This window comes from Marinococcus sp. LNHM5E3-2.1 (assembly GCF_056034365.1).
In genome coordinates this window covers 14,307-35,677 of the sequence record NZ_JBQLIB010000002.1, presented here as the reverse complement: position 1 = coordinate 35,677, position 21,371 = coordinate 14,307, and the positions used below count along the sequence as shown (strand labels likewise).

Below are 21,371 nucleotides of genomic sequence, written 5' to 3'. Positions count from 1 at the left end.
TGATTTTTATCACGTTCAGGAGCATAATAATATCGAGTCATGTGAATAATTTCACTTGAATTTGTGAAATAGTGAACAGGGGAGGGGTTTCTACAGTGGATGAGTTGATTTTAGCCAGAATTCAATTCGGATCGACGACGATTTTTCATTTTTTCTTTGTGCCTTTATCGATCGGACTTGTTTTTATGGTGGCAATTATGCAGACATTATATTATTTCCGCGGTAAAGAAGTGTATTTAAAAATGACGAAGTTCTGGGGCCATCTTTTTTTAATTAATTTTGCAATCGGGGTGGTGACTGGTATCATTCAGGAATTTCAGTTTGGTATGAACTGGTCGGAATATTCCCGTTTTGTAGGCGATGTGTTCGGGGCGCCACTAGCAGTAGAGGCTCTGCTGGCCTTCTTTATGGAATCGACCTTTATCGGGCTGTGGATTTTTGGATGGAATCGTCTGCCAAAGGGCATTCACCTGATGTGTATCTGGCTGGTGGCGCTTGGAACGATTCTTTCAGCCATGTGGATTCTCGCAGCCAATGCTTTTATGCAGGAGCCGGTCGGTTATATTTTGCAGAACGGCCGGGCGGAAATGAATGATTTCTTTGCTCTTCTTTCCAATCCTCAGTTTTTAGTGGAATTTCCGCACGTTATATTCGGTGCTTTTGCGACAGGAGCGTTTGTTATAGGCGGCGCAAGTGCTTATAAAATGCTGAAGGGAGAAGAGGTTTCCCTGTTTAGGAAATCATTTGCCCTGGCGATGGCGCTTGGTCTGATCGGTGGTATGGGAACAGCATTCAGCGGCCATGTGCAGGCGCAGCATTTGATGGAGTCACAGCCGATGAAAATGGCAGCCAGTGAAGCTCTCTGGGAGGACAGTGAAGACCCGGCCGGGTGGAACCTGTTTGCCTGGATGGATGTCGAAGCGCAGGAAAATAAAGCACAGCTGGAGCTTCCGTATCTGCTCAGTTATCTTGCCTATGAAGAATTTGAGGGCTCAGTGCCAGGAATGAAGACACTTCAGGCGGAATACGAAGAAAAGTATGGCCCGGGAAACTACATCCCGCCGGTAAACGCAACCTTTTGGAGTTTCCGGATTATGGTTGGTGCTGGAATGGTTATGATTACAGCTTCAATGCTCGGTCTCTGGTTTTTATTCCGGAAAACGCTTCTTGAACGCCGCTGGTACTTAAAGCTGATGATGGCACTTATTGCCTTCCCGTTTATAGCAAACACCGCCGGATGGATCATGACAGAAATTGGCCGGCAGCCGTGGACCGTTTTTGGTTTGATGACGACTGCTGCTTCGGTCTCTCCAAATGTTTCAGTAGGATCGCTTTTATTTTCCATCATTACATTTACTACAATTTACCTGCTGCTTGGCCTTGTGATGGTTTATTTATACATTAAAGAAATCAAACAAGGCACTGAGCATGACCCGGAGGATGAAGATCAGGAGCCGGCGATAGATCCATTTGACAAGGAGGCATATGAACATGGAGCTCAGTGAATTTTGGTTTTTGCTGGTGGCTGTTTTGTTTGTTGGATTTTTCTTCCTGGAAGGATTTGATTTCGGCGTCGGCATGGGCACGAGGGTATTGGCCAAAAACGACCAGGAGCGCCGGGTGCTGATCAACACCATCGGCCCGTTCTGGGACGCCAACGAAGTATGGCTGATCACGGCCGGAGGAGCGGTGTTCGCTGCGTTTCCTCACTGGTACGCTACTATGTTCAGCGGCTACTACATCCCATTTGTATTCGTCCTGCTCGCTCTGATTATCCGGGGCGTGGCGTTTGAGTTCCGGGGAAAGGGCCGTCACATGTACTGGAAAAAAACGTGGGACTGGAGCATTTTTCTTGGAAGCCTTATGCCGCCGTTTTTGTTTGGCGTGTTGTTTACGAGTATGCTCAAGGGCATGCCAATTGATGAAACGATGACAATGAGGGCGGGGTTTACCGATTTTGTCAATATATACTCAGTGGCCGGCGGCCTCACGCTCGTAATTTTATGCTACTTGCACGGTATGATGTTTTTGACGTTGAAAACAGTCGGAGAAGTACAGGAGCGGGCGCGTAAACATGCTCGGAGATCCGCAGCGGCTGTTTTCTCTGCGCTGATTGTTTTCGTGGTGCTCTCTGTTTTTAATACTGATATGTATGTGGTTAAAGGCGGATGGGTGGCAGCCATTACCGTTGCTGCTGTAGTAAGCTATGCCGCTGCATTTCTTTTCTCCCTGCGGGGAAGAGACGGCTGGGCCTTTATCTTTTCAGGTTTCGGGATAGCTTCTGTTATCGCTTCGGTTTTTGTGGCTATGTTTCCAAGAGTTATGGTGAGCTCTCTTTCATCATTAAATGACTTAACAGTATACAGTGCTTCCTCGGGGGATTACTCCCTGCGGGTCATGTCGATCGTAGCCATTACGCTTCTGCCGTTTGTGCTCGGCTATCAAATATGGAGTTATTATGTGTTCCGGAAACGGGTCACTGGAAAGGATCTGACCTACTAATGGGAAAAGACTTACTGGCTTACCGGGGCTCAAAGGCCTGCTTCAGCTGGATGACTGTACTGACGCTCATTCAGGCAGGCATGATTGTGATGCAGGCGTACTGGCTCGCCCGGGCTATTGTGCCGTTATTTGAACAACAGGGCGTGTCGTCTGCGTTAGCGCCTGCTGCCTGGTTTACAGCTGCATTGGTTTTACGCTATCTTCTGCAGTCCTGGAAAGAGGCTCTGGCTGCTTCCTATGCCAGCAGGTTGACGGGGGAAAAACGCGATGCGCTCTTTCAAAAAATCGGCCGGCTCGGCCCGGACAATACTGTCCGGGGCACGGGAGGCACAGTAACAACTTTTGTGGAAGGAATGAGTCAGTTTCAGCGCTATGTTGAGCTGTCGCTTGTGAAAATCCCCGGTGTGCTTATTATTCCGGTCGTCACTGGAGTGGTGGTATTAAGCCAGGACATACGTTCCGGGGTGGTTTTATTTACCGCCTTTCCTATTCTAATTGTATTTATGATTCTTCTTGGAGTGGCGGCGAAAGCAAAAGCGAACAAGCAATGGCATTCCTACCAGATGTTATCCAACCATTTTATCGACTCCGTGCGGGGACTGAAAACACTGGTGTACCTAGGGAGGGCACGCGGCCATGAAAATAACATCCGTAAGGTGAGCGAGCAGTATCGGAAAGCGACGATAAGCACACTGAAGGTAGCATTTTTTAGCTCGTTTGCCCTCGATTTTTTTGCAATGCTTTCAGTAGCGGTAGTAGCCGTTTTTCTTGGTTTGAACTTGATTGAAGGGCAGGGGGAGCTGCTCCCGGCACTATTTGTTCTTATTATGGCCCCGGAATTTTTCATGCCGGTACGTGAACTGGGGAGTGATTTCCACGCCACGCTTGACGGGAAGGAAGCTGGGGCTGCTGCCGAAAAATGGCTGGCGGAAAAAGAGAAGAACCACGAGCCTGAGCTTCAGCACGAGTGGAAAGAGCAGAGCCGGTTAATGCTGAAAAACGTTTCTGTGACTCATGCCGGAAGCGAAGCGAATGCACTTAACGAGGTTTCCGCAGTTTTAGGTGGGTTCGAAAAAATCATGATTGCCGGAGACAGCGGTTCAGGTAAATCTACGCTCATTCATCTGCTGGCCGGGTTTCTGCCGGCTTCAAACGGGGCGATGATCATAGACGGAGAGTGGCGCACCCATTTACAGCAGGAAGGATGGCGGCAGCAGATTGCTTACATTCCGCAGCACCCGCATATTTTTGCAGGCACCATTGAAGAAAACATCCGAATGAATAAGCCGGGGGCCTCAAAAAAAGAAGTGAATGACGCAGCTGGGCAGGCAGGCCTTGGTGAATGGATAAAAAGCCTTCCGAAGAAAGAAATGACAGCTGTAGGCGGAGGAGGCCGCGGTATCAGCGGCGGGCAGGCGCAGCGTATAGCGATCGCACGCGCGTTTTTAAGCGGTCGGCCGATTCTGCTGATGGATGAACCCACCGAGCATTTGGACATAGAAACGGAATATGATATCAAACAGCGGTTAAAACAGCTGTTTGAAGGTAAGCTAGTCATTATGGCGACACACCGGATGCACTGGTTAAATGATGTCGATCGGGTAATTTTTCTGGAAGAGACCCGATTAGCTGGAGACGGGAGCCCGGAGGGTCTGATGAGAAACAGCGCGGCTTTTCAGGAATGGATTCGGATGCAGAGGAGAGAAGCAGAATGAAGGGGCAATGGATACTGCCTTACGTAAAAAAATATAAGCGGGGTATCGCCTGGACAGCCTTTTTTGGGCTTCTTGCCTCTGTATCAGCCGTGGCTCTGCTGTTTGTTTCAGGCTTTTTGTTAACCAAGTCGGCCACACAGCCTGAAAATATTCTAATGGTCTACATTCCGATTGTTGCTGTCAGGGCTTTCGGAGTCAGCCGGGCCGTCTTTCGTTACGTAGAAAGGCTGGCAGCACATCAGGCAGTACTAAAGATTTTATCTGATATGAGAGTTCGATTATACAGAGGGCTGCTCCCGGTGGTGGAAAAAGGGTCCCATCTGCTTCATGCTGGAGATATGCTCGGGCTTCTGGCTGAGGACATCGAGCGCCTGCAGGATATTTACATTAAAACCGTCATGCCAGCAGTAAGCGCGCTCGCTCTGTATCTGCTGTCAGCGCTTTGGTTTGGGTTTTTTTCCTGGGAAATGGCCGCTTTGGCAGCTGTATATACACTCATCTATATGACTGTGATTCCGTATTGGTCCTACAGACGCACAGCCTCATTTGTGCAGGAGTGGAAGCCAAAACGGGCGGGGCTGTATAAAGAAACATCAGAGGCAGTTTTCGGTATAGGAGAATGGCTGTTGAGCGGTCGTTTCATGGAGCTTGCCGGACGTTTTCGCCAGGCGGACGAGGCCATGCGTTCAGTGGAAGGGAAATACAGCCGGTTTATTCGCACCCGGGGGATACTTTTACAGACAGTGACAGCGGTGCTTGTGCTAATTGTTTTGGTGTGGGCCGGATCCGGGGCGGCAGCGGGATCGCTTGCTCCAACGCTCGTGGCGGCATTTGTATTATTTATTTTTCCGCTCACAGAAACGCTGATCCCAATTTCTGATGCGGTGGGCGAGCTGCCGAGGTACACGCATTCGACAGAACGCCTGAGCAGGCTCGAAGCGGAAGAGAATCTGCAGGAGCCGCAGTCGTGGAAGCCGGAACACGAAAAAAAGCATATTTTCTTTGATGATGTTTCTTTTCATTATGAAGCTTCACAGCCCGTCTTGACGCATTTGCAGGCAGAATGGAGACCTGGCTGCCGTGTAGCTCTTTTAGGGCCAAGCGGGTCCGGGAAATCAACAATGCTAAACCTGCTTCGGGGCGTGTGCTTGCCTTTTCACGGAGAGGTGGTTGTGGAAGGGCGGCCGGCTTCTGCCTGGGGCGAGAGAATTACGGAAAAGGTTGCTGTATTAAACCAATCTCCGTATTTATTTTCGACTACGGTAGAGAATAACATACGGCTTGGCCGCCCGGACGCATCAATGGAAGAAGTAAAGCAGGCGGCAAGACAGGCGCAGATTTATGACGCTGTAAACTCGCTTCCGGAAGGATTCCATACGAATATGCAGGAAGCGGGCGCTCGTTTTTCCGGCGGCCAGCGCCAGCGCATAGCACTGGCGCGGGTGCTTCTGCAGGATACACCAATCGTCGTTTTGGACGAGCCTGCGGTCGGGCTTGATCCCCGGACGGAGCAAGCATTAATGAACGACGTGCTGCAGGCATTAGAGGGTAAGACGGTAATTTGGATTACTCACCATTTAAGCGGACTAGAGCAGGTAGATGAAATCTGTTTTCTGGATCAGGGGCGGATTACAATGCGCGGTACTCACGAAGATTTAATGCATACAAGCCCACGGTATCAGAGGCTCTATGAGCTTGACCGTCCAGCAGCAGTTCGTTACGAAAAAGAAAAGACAATAAAATAACCGAAGAGCCAGTCCTGTAGAGAAACAGGCTGGTTTTTTGTATTCCAATCTGCAGGACTCGGGTGTTATGTTCTTTATGGATAGCTTATGATTCATGGCTTTCGGGTAAAATGAGAGTAATTGGAGAAAGTCAGGCAGGAGGGAAGGTCTATGGATTACTGGTACTACACACAGCATGACGAAGAGCACGGACCGCTGTCGAGTGTGCAGATGCGGGCGCTAATTGATGAAAAACAAATCGGTGCCAAAACCCTGGTGTGGTCAGAAGCCACTGGCGGGCGATGGCTTCCACTCAGTCGTACGGTCCTCGTTGAAGCACTGGTGGAGGATGAAGAACATCCGGGAGATCAGGCGAGAAGCGCTTTTATCCGGGCTTCGACCCGGATTAATCAATATGTCGGAGAAGAAGGCTCTGCAGATTTTCATCTAAAAAATTTGTTCTCCAACGTGTTTAAGCGGCATACAAGGGATGAAGCAGAGCTGGTGTTTATTTCCGGGACCTCTCTGACAACACCCAATGAGAAGGAGATTCCACTTTCGTGGCCAAAGCCGTGGCTGTTTTCGCGTGTACTTCTGGTGCTTGTGATCACATATTTGATTCTATATGGATGCACACTGTTTTTCGGCAATGTTTTGACAATTCCCGGCATGATCGCCATCGGTTCATTTGCTGCACCGTTTGCGCTCGTTGTGTTTTTTTATGAACTGAATGCGCCGAGAAACATCAGTATGCTTCGTTTGCTGCAGATGTTTTTCGTGGGCGGGGTAGCGTCGATTTTTGTCACGCTGATTTTGTATTCCTTTATCCCCATCGGTGAAATTGGGTTTTTCAGCGCTATCGTCATCGGTGTGGTCGAAGAAGTGGGAAAGCTGATTATCATCGCATACTTAATAAAGAAAACGCAGGTAAAGTATATTCTGAATGGGCTCGTAATCGGTGCTGCTGTCGGGGCAGGCTTCGCTGCCTTTGAATCCGCCGGCTATGCACTTAATTTCGGCCTGCAGTACGGCACCGGCGTAATGATCGACGTTATTTTCGAACGCGGCTGGCTGTCGATTGGAGGGCATGTTGTATGGGGTGCCATCATCGGCGCTGCCCTACTGCTCGTGAAGCGGGACGAGCCGCTGCAGAGAAAGCATATGGCGGACCGGCAGTTTTTAAAAATCTTTATTATTCCGGTGCTGCTGCACGCAGTATGGGATATGCCTATTACGTTGTTCCCTGACAGCCGTTTTGTGCAGCTGATTTTGATCGCTGTAGCCTGGTATTTGATTTTGACGATGATTCAGGCAGGTCTTCGCCAGATAGCAGCTTTGCATACGAATGGAAAAAAACCGGCACAGGCCGTCGAAGACGGGCTGGAAACCGAAACGATCTCCCGGGGACAGACGATGTCACGGATGGGTCGAAAAGATAAAAAAGAATAAGGAGCGAACAGCGATATGCCTGAAGGACCAGAGATACGGCGGGAAGCGGATAAAGTGGAAAAAGCCCTTCGAAAAGGGCCAGTTATCGAAGTGTACACGGCGTTTGAACGATTAAAGACTTACGAAAATCTGCTTTCAGGATCAGAGGTCAACGAGGTGGCGACAAAAGGAAAAGCAATGCTCATTCACTTGAGCAGCGGCTATACCATTTATTCCCACAATCAGCTGTACGGAAAATGGTATGTTAAAAGCAGCTACACGTACCCAAAAACAAACCGCAAGCTCCGTCTGGCCCTGCACAATGAAAAGCAGTCCGCACTGTTATACAGCGCTTCGGATGTGGAAATTATGCCAACAGAAGAAATCCGGGATCACCCGTTTGTCTCGAAGGTCGGACCGGATCCGCTCAGCGAGAAAGTAACATCGGATATGATTGTGGATCGCATCCTGGATAAAAAGTTTCGGAACCGGCGCCTGACGTCACTTTTACTTGATCAGCATTTTATCGGGGGCATTGGTAATTACCTGCGCAGCGAAATACTGTTTGCGGCTGGTGTCTATCCGGATCAGCGGCCCGCCGATTTAAGTGACAGGCAGGTCCGGAAGGTGGCAGAAGAGCTGCTGGTATTAATGGACCGGTCCTATAAACATAAAGGAATAACAACTGATGATTCCGTCGTTGAGCGGGCAAAGGCAGAAGGAAAAACTTACAGCGAGTACCGGCACTGGGTGTTCAACCGCGGCGGACAGCCATGCCGGGTGGACGGTACGGAAATTATCCGTTTCACTGCCGGTTCAAGACGCTGCTATTACTGCCCGACCTGCCAGCAAAAATAAACGAAAAGACTGCCATTACCTTCATTTGAAAAAACGAACTGCTCCCTGCATAATAAACATGTTACTAAACATAAGTATTTGCAGCAGTGATGGGGGATATGGTGGGGGATAAGCGAACAAAACCGTTAAAGCTTGTAACATGGATTACCTTGTTGATTTCTGCAGTGATGCTGATTGCGCTTTGCATTACCGGAATCATCGTTGCCGTAGATACTGCTGACGACGTCCGGGACCAGCAGGCAGAAAAAGCATTGAACATTGCCGAAGCTGTCAGCCGTTCGCCGGAAGCAGCTGAAGCGCTGCGGGCCGGTGAACAGGGAGGAAGCCTGCAGGAATATACAAAGGAAGTTCAGGAAGCAACGAATATGGAATATGTAGTCGTCATGGATATGAACAGCGTGCGTTATACGCACCAGCGCGAGGACCGGATCGGGGAGCAATTCGCCGGTGGAGACGAGACGGAGGCTTTAAACGGGAGAACGTACGTATCGACGGCTGAGGGAACGCTGGGCGTTTCCATGCGGGCATTTGTACCGGTGATGGACGGGGGCGAACAGATTGGTGTCACCTCCGTGGGCATTCTGACTGACAGTATTCAGGAAGACATCTGGGCAGACCAGCAGACGCTGGTTCTCGGAAGCGGTATTGGTCTGGCAGCCGGTGTCATTGGCGCTTTCTGGCTGGCACGCCGGATCAAAAAAACGATGCACGGACTCGAGCCGCTTGAAATATCGCAGGTGCTTGAACAGCGGGAGGCGATTATGTCCTCGGTGCGGGAGGGTGTACTTGCTGTCGACAGCAGCGGCACGGTGATTCTGGCCAACGATGCGGCCAGGGAGCTGTTCACGGAAGCCGGCGCCGAAGAAGACCCGATGGGAAAAGATATATCCCATTTCTTTGCCGACTCCCTCCTGAAAAGGGTACTGCAGACTAAAGAGCAGGAGCTTGACCAGGTCCAGCAGCTGAAAGACGTAGAAATTATTGTGAGCTGCATGCCGGTGGTTTCGGATGAGACCCTGCTTGGAGCGGTGGCTACTTTCCGCAACAAAGATGAACTGACACGGCTCGTCGAGCAGCTGTCCGGGGCCAGAACCTATGCAGAGACGCTCAGGGCCCAGTCCCATGAGTTTATGAACAAGCTTCACGTCATTTCGGCCATGATCCAGACGGAGTCGTATGAAGAGCTCGACGACTATGTGATGAGCATTTCAAGCAACTACCGCCAGGAGGTCGGATGGGTGACCGCGTATGTAAAGGATCCGGTGCTTGCCGGGTATTTAATGAATAAAATATCCAACCTGCAGGAAAACGGCATCGAAGTGGAGCTGTCGGGAAGCGGGATGTGGCCAGCGATGGCTGATCCTGAATGGACCGACCATATGATCACGATTATCGGCAATCTGATCGACAATGCCCGTGACGCGATGAAGCAGACGCCGTCCCCTCATTTGTTTATGCATATTTACGAAGAGAACAGCTGTCTTGGTTTTCAAATCGAGGATAACGGACGGGGAATGGACGAGAAGACCCAGGCAGAACTGTTTAAACGGGGGTACTCGACAAAAGGTGAAGGTCGGGGCTTTGGCATGTACAATACGAAGCGTTCCCTCGATACGCTGGAAGCAGAAGTGTTTATCGATTCCCAACCGGGAGAAGGGACAGCCTTTGATGTACAGATACCAATAGAGAGGGAGAACTGAAATGAGAGTATTAATGGTCGAAGATGACCCGATGGTAGCTAAATTTAACCGCATGTATGTCGAACGGGTTCCGGGATTTGACGTAGCGGGGCATGCGGAAAACCTGTCGAAAGCAAAAGAGATGCTTCGTGCAGAAGCGATTGATATTGTGCTTTTGGACGTGTATTTAAATAAAGAAAACGGTCTTGATCTTTTGGAGGAGCTGCGAAAAGAACAAATCCCGGTGGATGTGATTGCAATTACGTCGGCCAATGATACTTCGTCCCTGCAGCGGGCTAAGCGGCTTGGCTGTACAGATTACTTGATTAAACCGTTTCACTTTGAGCGCTTCCGGGAAGCGTTAATCAATGTAAAGGAATGGCAGAAAGCATCGGGAACGACAAAGGAATGGGGACAGGAAGATGTGGATCAGCTGTTTTTAGCCAATAAGGGTACGCAGGAGGAGCCCGAGCTGCCCAAGGGTCTGACGACAGAAACCTTCCGGATTGTCGGCGAAGAAATTCTTCAGCATGCCGGCAGTACCTTTACGACGCAGGGACTCGCAGAAAGTACGGGCATATCGAGAGTGTCCGTGCGGAAGTATCTCGCTTTTTTGGAGGGAGAAGGGGTGCTTAAAATAACGATGAACTATGCGGGAAGCGGCAGGCCGCTGCAGCAGTACACGATGCCTCCGGAACAGGTGGAAATACTTAAAGACTGGATGGAAAAGTAAGGAAAAAGGCTGGCAGTTTTGGTTATTTTGTTTACAAAAGTATGTGCTTACTTACAAAATGTATACAAAGAATCAAAACTTTATTATATTAGTTAGCAAGCGCTTTCAATAATCTGAAAAGTAAGAGGTGAGAAGGATGAAGAATACGGTTGCTTCAGGTTGGAAATCATTATGGCATTCCCACCGGCAGACGAAAAAATTGCTGAATGTTTTTCAGACGGACCGGTCACCAACGCGTCACAAGGAAGAAGAAATACAGGATCCTTCTACCGCTGGCCGTAACAAAAACCGCGACGGCGATGACGGAGGAGGAAACGACGGAGGAGACAGCGGAGGGCAGGATCCTTCCTACAAACGTCCACAGCTCGTTGGACTTATTTTAGGGCCATTATTATTTCTCATTACAATGCTATTTCTGGATCCTTCGGGGCTCAGCTATGAAGGAAAAGCAGTACTTGCCACCACACTTTGGATTGCCACCTGGTGGATTACAGAAGCGATCCCGATTCCGGCAACCTCGCTTTTGCCGATTGTCCTTCTGCCGATTACCGGAGCGCTCGACGGGGACACTGTCGTTTCTGCTTACGGTAACGATATTATCTTCTTGTTCTTAGGTGGTTTCTTTATTGCCTATGCAATGGAAAAATGGAACCTACATAAGAGAATCGCGCTGTTTATCATCGCGGTGATTGGTACAAGCACCAATCGGATTATTCTCGGTTTTATGGTAGCGACAGGCTTTTTATCCATGTGGGTGTCCAATACAGCATCAACCATGATGATGCTTCCAATTGCGCTTGCGATTACGTACCAGGTGTCGGAAGCCCTCAAAGGAGAACAGGATTCCGAAAAAGAAGTGAAAAAATTCGAAAAAGCGCTTATTTTCGGTGTTGGTTACGCTGGAACGGTTGGCGGACTCGGTACACTGATCGGGACACCGCCGCTCAGTATTCTGGCCGCGCAGTCGGAAGAGCTGTTTGGCCAGCAGATTTCCTTTGCACAGTGGATTATGTTCGGCGCGCCGATCGTAGCTGTCTTCTTATTGATGGTCTGGTTCTACCTGACACGCTTTGTCTATAATATCGGCTTTTCGACCATTCCGGGCGGCCGTGACATGATTCAGGCGGAAAGAACGAAGCTCGGAGGAATGAAATACGAAGAAAAAATTGTCATGGCAGTATTCGTATTTGCCGCTGTCATGTGGATTACACGTTCCTTTTTCTGGCAGGAAATCGTTGGAGTAACCGGCCTCAGTGACGGCGGTATTGCCATGATCGCTACGGTGCTTTTATTTTTAGTGCCTGCCACGAAAAAACAGGAGGACCCGCGGGTGCTGGTCTGGAAAGACTCCAGAGAAATACCATGGGGCATTCTGCTGTTGTTCGGGGGCGGACTGGCGATTGCTGCCGGCTTTAGTAACACCGACCTTGCCGAGTGGATCGGTAACAGCTTAACTATCCTTGAAGGGGTAAACATCATTCTCGTTATCCTTGTATCTGCCACGCTCGTGTTGTTCTTGACAGAGATCACGTCCAACACAGCGACAGGCACGATGATTATTCCACTGGTTGCTTCCCTTGCGATTGCGATTCAGGTGCACCCGTTTGCGCTGATGGTTCCGTGTGCGATGGCTGCTAACTGTGCGTTTATGCTGCCGGTTGGTACACCGCCAAACGCCATCATTTTCGGGAGTGGGAAGATACGGATCATCGACATGGTGAAAAACGGCTTCTTCCTGAATATAATTGCGATAATACTAATTACGGCATTAGTCTATCTTGTTCTTCCGACCCTTTGGGGAATTGACTTAACCACTGTACCGGAATCGTTTCTCAATAACTAAGTAGGCTTCGTCATAAAAAATAAGCCTGCATTCATCCTTTGATGAATGCAGGCTGTTTTTATTATAAAAGCCGGTACAGACTGGCGAGCCCAAGTCCGCCTCCGATTCCGATCATAGCTACGCCGAGCGGCAGGCCGCCGTTTTGCATCAGCCGCATCAGCCTTGCAATAAGAATCGCCCCCGACGCGCCGTATGGATGCCCCTGGGCGATGGCTCCTCCCGCTGTATTCAGCCGCTCAGGCGGAATGCCGAGTTGAAAGGCGGAGGCAAGCACCTGGGAGGCAAATGCTTCATTGCATTCCCAAACGGAAATGTCCTGTACAGACAAATGGTTTCGCTCAAGCAGCCGGCGTACAGCAGGCACCGGCCCGATGCCCGGCATGTTCGGATCAACACCCGCTGCGGTGGCGTCGATGATTTCAAGCGCAGGCTCGAGCCCATGCTGCCGGCAGGAGGAGCGACTTGCCATCAGCGTGAGTGCCGCCCCGTCACTGATCCGGGAGGAGTTGGCAGCAGTGACCGTGCCGCTTTCCTGGAAAACCGGGGGCGCCCGGCGGATAATTTTATTCATTTTATCTGGAGAACGAAGCTCTGCGTCTTCCTGAATGGTGCTTACGGGAATGATTTCCCGGGAAATATCCGGTTTTGCTGCTTCCTCCCACGAAAGCCTATAGCTTCGTTCGGCAAAGGCGTCCTGGTCTGCACGGGAAATGCTGTAGGCCTCCGCTACCGTTTCCGCGGCTTCTCCCATATCAGGATCGCCGATAACCTTTGGAGAAAAGCGGGCTCTTTCCTGCGTGGAGGAGACCGGATAGGCTTCCGAGGCGAAAAAGGAGCGCTTCGGGGCCCGGCTTGTGCTTTCCACCCCGCCGGCAAGAACGGTATCCGCGGCGCCGGTCTGCAGATGCCGGAATCCCTGATGCACAGCTTCAAGGCCGGAGCCGCACTGGCGGTCCACTGTTACGCCGGGAACAGACATATCATATCCGGCTTCAAGCAGACTGAGCCGGGCAAGGTTACCGCCCGGACCAACTGTATTTCCCATAAAAACTTCGTCCGCCAGGACCCGGTCATTGATCCCGTGATGGAGCTGGAAATACTTGTACAGCGGCGCCGTCAGCTGCTCCGGCTCCAATTGGGAAAAAGCTCCGTTCACATGATGTACAGGGCTCCGTTTGGCATCAATAATATAGACAGGCTCAGTCATCATTACCGTTCTCCTTTAAATGAAGCTTCGTAATACTTCTGTGCCCGCTCCCGGTCGATTTTTCCGCTGCTAAGCACCGGAAGATGGTCCATATGCCGGCATGCAGGTATTTTATAAGCCGGCAGCTGCTTCCGGCAGTGAGACCGCAGTTCGCTGTGGGCAGCCCTTCCAGTATACAGTGCAGCAATCTTTTCCCCCTGAAGAGCGTCGTACATGCCAAAAACGACTGCCTGCTCAACGTCCGGGTGACTCATAAGTACCTGTTCGATTTCTTCGGCATAAATGTTGCGTCCGCGGCTGACAATTTTTCCACTCCGCCGGCCGGTAATATAAAGAAAGCCTTCCTTATCGACGCAGCCAATGTCTCCGGTGGCAACCGAATGGGGGGAGTGGAAGCATTTATCTCCGGCATAGCCGCTGAATAAAAACGGGCTTGTTACGATTAATTCCCCGGATGCCCGGGAAGATGCGGCTTCCACCATAGGAAACAGGCGGCCGGTGCAGGAAGAGCTGACCTGTTCCGCGCGATGGTTTAAGGCGCTGATAAAGCTGGTTTCGGCACTGCCATAGAATTCATACAGGTCCGCCGAAGGAAATCGGGCGAATGCTTTTTGATTATCGGCAGGAAACCATTTTTCTCCTCCCGTAATGATAAGTCTGACGGTGGGAGAAGGAGGAAAGGAGTGGCTGAGAATCCAGCGGAGCGTGGTAGGTACAGCGTACAATACTGTAATCTGCTGCTCGTCCACCATCCGGTCAAACGCCCGGGGCGATTGTCGTGCGGGCAGCACAACGGTGTGGCCGTTTTCGAGCATACGAACGGCACCGTACAAGAAGAGAGAGTGGGAGAGCTTTCCGGTAATCAGTACGCGTTCGCCTTCCTGAAACGGAAACAGCTGCTCGTCCGCTTCAAAGCTTTTCAGCCAGGAACGATGGCTCCGCAAACATACTTTCGGGGCCCCGGAGGACCCTGATGTGCAGGCACCGTAAAACAAATCGGTCTCTTCGCAGAAGGCAGCGGGTGCAGACGGATACGCCTCAGTGCCAGTAACGTCTGCAAGAATTAATGAAGGCACCGGCGGCCCGGCTGCTTCAGTATCTGTGATAAAAAGACTGGGTCTGGAGGAGGAAAGAAGAGAAGCTTTCGTGTCGATGTCCAGCGTTTCATCCACTGGCACAGCAATCCCGCCTCCAGACACGACCGCAAAAAACATATACAGCTGTTCGAGAGGATCCTGAAGCGCAAAAGCAATCTGCTTTTGAAAAAATGGACCGAAAGCAGCGTGCAGCTGACGCCGCCGGCGGTTAATGGTTTCGTGCAGCTCCCGCCAGCTGATGGAACGTTCTGAGTATGAGAGCGCCGTCCCGGCAGGGTTAGAATCAGCATGCCGGGTGATAGCCTGGCCGATCATTTAAAGTCCTCCCCCCTTTCGGCGCTAAAGTCTGATTTTGTGCTGCTTGTTCAGCCTGACTGCTACAAAGCCAGCAACAACTGCTTTAAAAATATCCCCAGGCAGAAAAGCGAGTGCCTGAATCGCGGCAGTGGTCCACGGTATGTTTATTAAAAACGATAAGTAGGTGACCCCGCCGGCATAAATGACGAGAATGCCGCCAACGATATTGGCAAACAAATACTTTTGAAACGAAGGTTTCTTGAAGGAATGGGCGATCCAGCCAATGATAAACGCCCCGATCGGCCAGCTCAGAATGTAGCCGCCGCCTGGGCCGAATAATACACCGGCACCGCCGCGACCGCCGGCTAGCAGTGGCAGTCCTATCATTACGAGTACGACAAACAGCAGTATGCTGAGCCCGCCGTATCTCGCACCGAGCAGAGAGCCTGCAAGCATGACACCTAGGGTCTGCAGGGTGATTGGCACCGGACTGAATGGGAGCGGAATTGGCGGCACAATGCCTAAAGCTGCGATAATTGCTGCAAATAAAGCCGTATAAATAATTTTTTGTATACGCATCTATGTTCACCTCACTGATTTCTAAGGATAGAAAGAAATTAGTCATTTGTCAACTGGAATTTAAAAATGGTTTACGAAGTTTGGACGATTTTTTAAATCAGTATGAAAAATGACGCAAAAAAACCCGGAGGTCCGGGTTTTTATTATGCGGAGGATGCTTTTTTCTGGCGAATAATTGGCACGAGGAAGGAAAGAAGCGCGACAATCAGCATGCTGAGGGCAATTGGCCGGGTAAAAAACACCGTTAAATCGTCATTGGCAATGGTCATGGCCTGACGGAAGGACTCCTCCATCATCCCGCCGAGTATAAATGCGAGGATCAGCGGAGCTGCCGGAAAATTGTACAGCTTCATCAAATAGCCGATCACGCCAAAAGCAAGCAGTAAATAAAGATCAAATGTGCTGAAGCTGATGGAGTAAACTCCGATCATGCTGAACATAATCACAAGCGAAATCAGCATTGGGCGCGGTATTAACAGTACTTTAGCAATGTATGGAATAAGCGGCAGGTTCAGGATTAACAAAAACACGTTGCCGATATACATGCTGATGATAACGCCCCAGAAGAGGTCAGGCTGTTCTTCAATTAACAGCGGCCCCGGCGGCACGTTCAGCACAAGCAGGGCGCCGAGCAGGACGGCCGTCGTTCCGGAACCGGGAATACCAAGGCTGAGAAGAGGTACAAAGGCACCACTCGTAGCGGCGTTATTGGCCGTTTCGGGAGCGGATATACCTTTCACTGCGCCTTTTCCGAATTCTTCGGGACGTTTGGCAATCTTTTTTTCCGTAATGTATCCGATAAATGAAGCAATCGTGGCACCGGCGCCCGGGAGAACCCCGAGAATAAATCCTAGGAAGGACTGGCGGGTCATTGGACCGCTCATATCCTTGAAGTCCTGTCTGGAAAGCTTCAGGCTTCCAATATTGCCCTGATTTTTAATTGTCTTTTTGCGGTTTACAATCAGATTGCAGATTTCAGCAATTGCAAACAAGCCGAGAGCGATTACGAGAAAATCAATGCCTTCGAGCAGGTTCGGATTATTGAAGGTGAACCGCGTCGTCCCGGTCTGGCTGTCCATGCCAATAGTGACAAACATGAGGCCGAGCACTGCGGAAATAAGTGCCTTAATCGTCGAGCCGTCAGACAAGCTGGCTATCGCGGTTAAGCCGAGCAGCATCAGGGCAAAGTATTCGGGCGGGCCGAATACAATGGCGACGCTTGCCAGAAGCGGAGCGAAGAGCATCAGCAGAACGACACTCACGGTCCCGCCGGCAAAGGAAGAAATGGCCGCAATCGCAAGTGCCTTTCCCGCCTGGCCGTTCTGGGCCATGGGGTAGCCGTCAAAAGCGGTAGCCACCGTACCGGAAATCCCCGGAGCATTCAAAAGAATTGAGGAGGTAGAGCCTCCAAACACGGCCCCGTAATACACGCCGGCCATAAGTACGAGAGCCACAGTCGGCTCCATGTTGTATGTCAGCGGGATCATGATAGCGATCGCGCTGATCGGCCCGAGCCCGGGCATCATTCCGATAAATGTTCCGGCGAAAACGCCGATTAGCACAAACAGCATTCCCTGGACGCTGAAAGCGACACTGAGCCCGCTTAAAATTCCATCAAATGTTCCCATGAGCTTAACCTCCTTTCTACAGCGGCAGAATGCCCGGAGGCAGACTTATATTTAATAACTGAGTAAAAACTAAATAAAGAGATAACGGAAAAACAACCGAGGTCACAGCGTTGACGATATGTTTGCGGTAGCCCATAAACAGGCTGCACAGAAAAATAAATACAGTGGAAGCTAAAATGAAACCAACGGGCTCTAAAAGAGTAATGTATAAAAGGATCATTACGCCTACACCGCTCAAGTAAAAAATATGCTGTCCGGCTTCCTTTCGTTTTTCCTGATCTTCCTCACTCTCGCCTTCTTTGATAAAAAACAAAAAGATGCTGAGTACAATCAATAAAAAGCCAGCTGCTTTTGGCATGGTGGAAGCGGTAAACACGCCTGTAGCAAAAGCGGGGATCTGAAAAGCCAGGTATAAATAGAAAATAGCAATGGCAATGAGAATCATACTGATAATTTTATTTGCGGAACGAAACATGACGTATCACCTCTTTCAACTGCTTTTAAAATAAGAGAGCTCTGGACGCAGAACGTTCAGAGCTCCTTCGTACGGTGTTACTCGCCGCCCCGGTCAATGCCCACCTCATCAAGCAGGTCCTGCATGGATTCTTCTTCTTCGGCTAAGAACTCTTCAAATTCTTCGCTGTCCATGTAGTTTTCTTCCCAGGCGTAGGACTGACGGGTTTCCTGCCAGTAGTCAGATTCACTGAGTTCTTTAAATGTCTCTTCGTAATAAGCAATTTCAGCATCACTCATGTTTGGCGGTCCCAAAAATCCGCGCCAGTTGACGAATGTTTCTTCGATGCCCTGTTCCATGGCGGTTGGAAATTCGCTGACCGTGTCACCTTCGAGACGTTCTTCGGCTGTAATGCCGAGCACTTTAACATCGCCGGCTCTCACCTGCTCGACCGTCTCGGTGATACCCGTTGAATAAACATCGGCCTGGCCGTTTAAAAGGTTTGTCAGGGCGCTGCCGTCCTGGGCGGATACGTATTTAATAGTAGAAGGGTCAACGCCGGCACCGGCAGCAATTTTGGCAAACTGCATATGGTCCATACTGCCCGGGGAGGATTCGCCGACGACGGTGATATCATCCGGGTTTTCCTTCATATCATCAAACAGGTCGTTCAAATCATCCCATTCCGAGTCTTCCGTAACGGCGAACGCGCCGTAGTCGGCAATCATATTCGAAAGAGGAGTGAAATCTTCATAGCTGTATTCCGACTGGCCGTTCAGCGGCACGAGCAGAAGGGGAGGTGAAGCCACAAAAGAGTATTCCGGATTGCCTTCCTGGTTATGAATGTAGGACCAGCCATTGGCTCCGCCGCCGCCTTCCCGGTTAACGACACCGATGCCCTGATCGACAATGCCTTCTTCTTCAAGACCTTCAGCAGCGGAACGGGCCACTGTATCCCAGCCGCCCCCAGCTCCGGCCGGTGCAACAATTTCAAGTGAGGAATCCGGCTCGTAGTTTTCTTCGCCGCCGTCACCACCACCATCACCACCTGACGAGCTGTCCCCGCCGCCTCCTCCGCAGGCGCTTAAAACGCTAAGCGAAAGTACTCCGGCACCGATCCAATATTTTGAATGCTTCATAATATGTAGCCCCCTTTTTTATATTGATGTAAGCGTAACCAAAAAACGCTTAAATGTAACCGTTTACAATTTAAAATGTATATCTTTCGTTTATTGTATTTATTTCATAAATGTCACAGGCATAAATAAACCGGCTGCATGTACTGGCTGCAGCCGGTGAAGGAATTATTTTTTAAAATATCTGCGTTCAGGGCGGCCGACAATTCCATAGATCGGACGGACCTCGATTTCGTTTGCGGATAACAAATATTTAAAATATCGGTGCGCGGTAGTTCGGGAAGCACCGAGAAACGAAGCCATTTCATCAGCCGTTACTCCGTGCTCTGCCTGATGGATCTGATCCTTTACCTGATCGAGTGTGAAGGCATCAATACCTTTTGGCAGATCCAATTCTGATTTGGTTTCCGCCGTGCCGGGAGACGCAGGAGGGGAGAAGTAACGATCAATCTCCTCCTGGGTAAGATCCCCTTCAGGGCGGGCCGCCTGCATAGCCTGGAATTTTTTCAGCGACTCCTCGAGCCGTTTAGGAGAAGCTGGTTTAATAATATAATCGATCACACCCGATCGGTAGGCTTTCTGCACATGACTGAGATCATTTGAAGCTGAAATAATAATAATGTACGCATCATGGCTGTCCAGTATTTGCCCGAGAATGTCTGTTCCAAGCTGATCGGGCAGATAAATGTCGAGCAGCAGTACATCAACCGGCGTGTGCTCCATCGTCTCGAGCAGTTCCTTTGCGGTGCCGGAGGTGAACCGGCATGAGAACCCTTCAATTTGTTCAATAAGCTGCCGGTGAATATCTGCGATCCGAAAGTCGTCTTCGGCAATACCAACGTAAATCATCAACTACCCCCTTGTGGCAACGTTTTGGGCAGGTAAACCGTAAAGTAGGCGCCCTGGTTTTCATTGTTGCCAAATTCAAGCATACCCTCTAATTCCTGAATCGTTCTTTCTACGATCGAAAGTCCGTATCCTCTTGGCTGGTCACCGGATTTTGTGGAGGCTCCCTGGGAAGTAATGTCTATCCCCTCCGGAAGTCCGGGCCCGTTATCGACAACTTCAAACATAATTTCCTCCTCCATTTCGGTGACGAAAAATGCTACTTCGGGCGTTGAACAGCCTGAGGCACTGTCAATGGCGTTATCGATAAGGTTGCCTAAAATAGATACAAGCTGAACCTTCTGAATGTGGTCCGGCAGTGTTCCCAGCCGGCTTTCGCTGTCGATGTGGAAAGCTGTCTTTTTTTCGGAAGCCCTTGCCGCTTTTCCGGTTAGTATCGCCTGAACGGTCGGGTCGTTAATCTGCTGAAAGACTACGGAGTGGGTTTTGCGCTGCTGGGACGTTTCTTCTTCGACAAGCTGGGCTGCCTCGTCGTATTTCCCGAGATGAAGATACCCGGACAATGCGTATAGCTTATTCAGATATTCATGATTTTGTGAGCGCAGGCTGTCCGAATAGCGCTGAATGTCAGAAAGCGTGTTAGCCATCTGCATCATTTCTGTTTTATCACGGAACGAAGAAACGACGCCGACGAGCCGGCCATCGATAGTGATCGGCTCCCGGTTGACGATGTAAGGAGCCCCTCGGAGCACTAATTCCTGGTCGTATTCCGGCTGTCCGTGCTTCAGTACTTTTGGCATTTCCGAGTCCGGCAGCACGTGATGAATATTCTGCCCCTCGATAGCTCCGTTAATAGCAAGCATGTTTCGGGCTGATTCGTTCATCATCGTGATCCGCCCTTCGGTGTCAATCGCAATAATGCCCTCCCGGATAGCAGTAAGTACACTTTCTTTTTCCTGGTACAGCTGACCAATCTCATGAGGTTCAAGGCCGAACATATCTTTCCGGATATTTCTTGAGACCGCCATACTGCCGATTACGCCTAGAGCGAGAAGAACGAGCGCGAGCATAAACAGAAGCCCGAAGCGTTCCCAGATGGCCGCCCGCACATCCTCAAGCAGAAAGCCGACAGAAACGATGCCGACAATATCCCCGTCTTCATCACGAACCGGTGCCTTGCCGCGAAGAGAGGGGCCCCGGGTGCCGGTGGCAGTGGAGACGTAGGACTGCCCCTGCTCGAGCGCGCGGGCGTTGTCGCCGCCGACCATGGATTCGCCGATTTTCCATTCGTCCGGGTGGGCGTAACGGACTCCGTCGGTATCACCGAGCACCACAAACTCTGCGCCGGCCTGCTTACGGACCCGTTCAGCATAGGGCTGAAGCACGGAGCTTGGATCCTCGGAGGCATACGCTCCCTGAACGACCGGGGAGCTCGCTATGTAGGTGGCTGTGCTTAATGCTTTATCTCCGAGCTCTTCTTCGATATCATTATATTCTAAATAAGCAAACACCCCGAAGGAGCTTATCGTAATAAAAGCGACAAGCCCGACGACGAGAAACATAATTTTTGTCTGCATCTTCATGTTCTTTCTTATAATGGGCTCCCTCCTTCCAGGATAACGCTTTCAGAAAGTGTAGGACTATA

At 50.4% G+C, this 21,371-nt stretch carries 17 protein-coding genes; 9 read left to right on the top strand and 8 right to left on the bottom strand.

Annotation, left to right across the window (positions count from 1 at the left end):
- Positions 1-95: 95 nt before the first annotated feature.
- From ACTRXH_RS04405 to ACTRXH_RS04365, 9 genes are all read left to right on the top strand, one after another.
- Positions 96-1,505, top strand: a complete 1,410-nt coding sequence (locus ACTRXH_RS04405) for a cytochrome ubiquinol oxidase subunit I (protein WP_474280792.1) — start codon at positions 96-98, stop codon at positions 1,503-1,505.
- Complete coding sequence (gene cydB, locus ACTRXH_RS04400) at positions 1,492-2,502, top strand: cytochrome d ubiquinol oxidase subunit II (RefSeq protein ID WP_474261531.1); 1,011 nt, start codon at positions 1,492-1,494, stop codon at positions 2,500-2,502. Before ACTRXH_RS04405 ends, cydB begins: the two co-directional genes overlap by 14 nt.
- Positions 2,502-4,217: a thiol reductant ABC exporter subunit CydD gene (gene cydD, locus ACTRXH_RS04395; protein ID WP_474280790.1), complete on the top strand. Its 1,716-nt coding sequence runs from the start codon at positions 2,502-2,504 to the stop codon at positions 4,215-4,217. The genes cydB and cydD overlap by 1 nt, the downstream gene beginning before the upstream one ends.
- Positions 4,214-5,962, top strand: coding sequence for a thiol reductant ABC exporter subunit CydC (gene cydC / locus ACTRXH_RS04390; RefSeq protein ID WP_474280788.1), 1,749 nt, complete (start codon positions 4,214-4,216; stop codon positions 5,960-5,962). Before cydD ends, cydC begins: the two co-directional genes overlap by 4 nt.
- 150 nt (positions 5,963-6,112) lie before the next feature.
- Positions 6,113-7,390 (top strand): PrsW family glutamic-type intramembrane protease, encoded by a 1,278-nt coding sequence (locus tag ACTRXH_RS04385; protein ID WP_474280786.1) that lies wholly within the window; start codon positions 6,113-6,115, stop codon positions 7,388-7,390.
- Positions 7,391-7,405: 15 nt separating this feature from the next.
- A complete protein-coding gene (nei, locus tag ACTRXH_RS04380; protein WP_474278514.1) occupies positions 7,406-8,227 on the top strand; it encodes an endonuclease VIII in 822 nt (273 codons plus the stop codon).
- Positions 8,228-8,328: 101 nt separating this feature from the next.
- Positions 8,329-9,927 (top strand): DcuS/MalK family sensor histidine kinase, encoded by a 1,599-nt coding sequence (dcuS, locus tag ACTRXH_RS04375; RefSeq protein ID WP_474280784.1) that lies wholly within the window; start codon positions 8,329-8,331, stop codon positions 9,925-9,927.
- A 1-nt stretch (position 9,928) separates the two neighbouring features.
- Positions 9,929-10,639: a response regulator gene (locus ACTRXH_RS04370; RefSeq protein WP_474280782.1), complete on the top strand. Its 711-nt coding sequence runs from the start codon at positions 9,929-9,931 to the stop codon at positions 10,637-10,639.
- Positions 10,640-10,775: 136 nt separating this feature from the next.
- Positions 10,776-12,482: an SLC13 family permease gene (locus ACTRXH_RS04365; RefSeq protein WP_474278520.1), complete on the top strand. Its 1,707-nt coding sequence runs from the start codon at positions 10,776-10,778 to the stop codon at positions 12,480-12,482.
- 61 nt (positions 12,483-12,543) lie between these two features.
- Here ACTRXH_RS04365 and ACTRXH_RS04360 read toward each other — a convergent pair whose 3' ends face one another.
- From ACTRXH_RS04360 to ACTRXH_RS04325, 8 genes are all read right to left on the bottom strand, one after another.
- A complete protein-coding gene (locus tag ACTRXH_RS04360) occupies positions 12,544-13,692 on the bottom strand; it encodes a thiolase family protein (protein WP_474280780.1) in 1,149 nt (382 codons plus the stop codon).
- Positions 13,692-15,101 (bottom strand): AMP-binding protein, encoded by a 1,410-nt coding sequence (locus tag ACTRXH_RS04355; RefSeq protein ID WP_474280778.1) that lies wholly within the window; start codon positions 15,099-15,101, stop codon positions 13,692-13,694. The genes ACTRXH_RS04360 and ACTRXH_RS04355 overlap by 1 nt, the downstream gene beginning before the upstream one ends.
- Before the next feature lie 24 nt (positions 15,102-15,125).
- Positions 15,126-15,662, bottom strand: coding sequence for a biotin transporter BioY (locus ACTRXH_RS04350; RefSeq protein ID WP_474261521.1), 537 nt, complete (start codon positions 15,660-15,662; stop codon positions 15,126-15,128).
- A gap of 143 nt (positions 15,663-15,805) precedes the next feature.
- Entirely contained in the window at positions 15,806-17,290 is a 1,485-nt protein-coding gene (locus tag ACTRXH_RS04345; RefSeq protein ID WP_474261520.1) for a tripartite tricarboxylate transporter permease, read from the bottom strand.
- Positions 17,291-17,306: 16 nt separating this feature from the next.
- Entirely contained in the window at positions 17,307-17,765 is a 459-nt protein-coding gene (locus ACTRXH_RS04340; protein ID WP_474280776.1) for a tripartite tricarboxylate transporter TctB family protein, read from the bottom strand.
- A 77-nt stretch (positions 17,766-17,842) separates the two neighbouring features.
- Positions 17,843-18,883: a tripartite tricarboxylate transporter substrate binding protein gene (locus ACTRXH_RS04335; protein ID WP_474280774.1), complete on the bottom strand. Its 1,041-nt coding sequence runs from the start codon at positions 18,881-18,883 to the stop codon at positions 17,843-17,845.
- Between the two features lie 165 nt (positions 18,884-19,048).
- Positions 19,049-19,729, bottom strand: a complete 681-nt coding sequence (locus ACTRXH_RS04330; RefSeq protein WP_474280772.1) for a response regulator — start codon at positions 19,727-19,729, stop codon at positions 19,049-19,051.
- Positions 19,729-21,303, bottom strand: coding sequence for an ATP-binding protein (locus ACTRXH_RS04325; RefSeq protein WP_474280770.1), 1,575 nt, complete (start codon positions 21,301-21,303; stop codon positions 19,729-19,731). Before ACTRXH_RS04325 ends, ACTRXH_RS04330 begins: the two co-directional genes overlap by 1 nt.
- Positions 21,304-21,371 lie beyond the last annotated feature (68 nt).

What these genes read in the sequence shown, in the direction of transcription:
- cydB (WP_474261531.1), top strand. Translation starts at nt 1,492, where the DNA reads ATGGAGCTCAGTGAATTTTGGTTTTTGCTGGTGGCTGTTTTGTTTGTT.
- cydD (WP_474280790.1), top strand. Translation starts at nt 2,502, where the DNA reads ATGGGAAAAGACTTACTGGCTTACCGGGGCTCAAAGGCCTGCTTCAGC.
- ACTRXH_RS04360 (WP_474280780.1), bottom strand. Translation starts at nt 13,692, where the DNA reads ATGATGACTGAGCCTGTCTATATTATTGATGCCAAACGGAGCCCTGTA.
- ACTRXH_RS04350 (WP_474261521.1), bottom strand. Translation starts at nt 15,662, where the DNA reads ATGCGTATACAAAAAATTATTTATACGGCTTTATTTGCAGCAATTATC.
- nei (WP_474278514.1), top strand. Translation starts at nt 7,406, where the DNA reads ATGCCTGAAGGACCAGAGATACGGCGGGAAGCGGATAAAGTGGAAAAA.
- ACTRXH_RS04335 (WP_474280774.1), bottom strand. Translation starts at nt 18,883, where the DNA reads ATGAAGCATTCAAAATATTGGATCGGTGCCGGAGTACTTTCGCTTAGC.
- ACTRXH_RS04370 (WP_474280782.1), top strand. Translation starts at nt 9,929, where the DNA reads ATGAGAGTATTAATGGTCGAAGATGACCCGATGGTAGCTAAATTTAAC.
- ACTRXH_RS04330 (WP_474280772.1), bottom strand. Translation starts at nt 19,729, where the DNA reads ATGATTTACGTTGGTATTGCCGAAGACGACTTTCGGATCGCAGATATT.
- ACTRXH_RS04365 (WP_474278520.1), top strand. Translation starts at nt 10,776, where the DNA reads ATGAAGAATACGGTTGCTTCAGGTTGGAAATCATTATGGCATTCCCAC.
- cydC (WP_474280788.1), top strand. Translation starts at nt 4,214, where the DNA reads ATGAAGGGGCAATGGATACTGCCTTACGTAAAAAAATATAAGCGGGGT.
- ACTRXH_RS04325 (WP_474280770.1), bottom strand. Translation starts at nt 21,303, where the DNA reads ATGCAGACAAAAATTATGTTTCTCGTCGTCGGGCTTGTCGCTTTTATT.
- ACTRXH_RS04345 (WP_474261520.1), bottom strand. Translation starts at nt 17,290, where the DNA reads ATGGGAACATTTGATGGAATTTTAAGCGGGCTCAGTGTCGCTTTCAGC.
- ACTRXH_RS04385 (WP_474280786.1), top strand. Translation starts at nt 6,113, where the DNA reads ATGGATTACTGGTACTACACACAGCATGACGAAGAGCACGGACCGCTG.
- ACTRXH_RS04340 (WP_474280776.1), bottom strand. Translation starts at nt 17,765, where the DNA reads ATGTTTCGTTCCGCAAATAAAATTATCAGTATGATTCTCATTGCCATT.
- ACTRXH_RS04355 (WP_474280778.1), bottom strand. Translation starts at nt 15,101, where the DNA reads ATGATCGGCCAGGCTATCACCCGGCATGCTGATTCTAACCCTGCCGGG.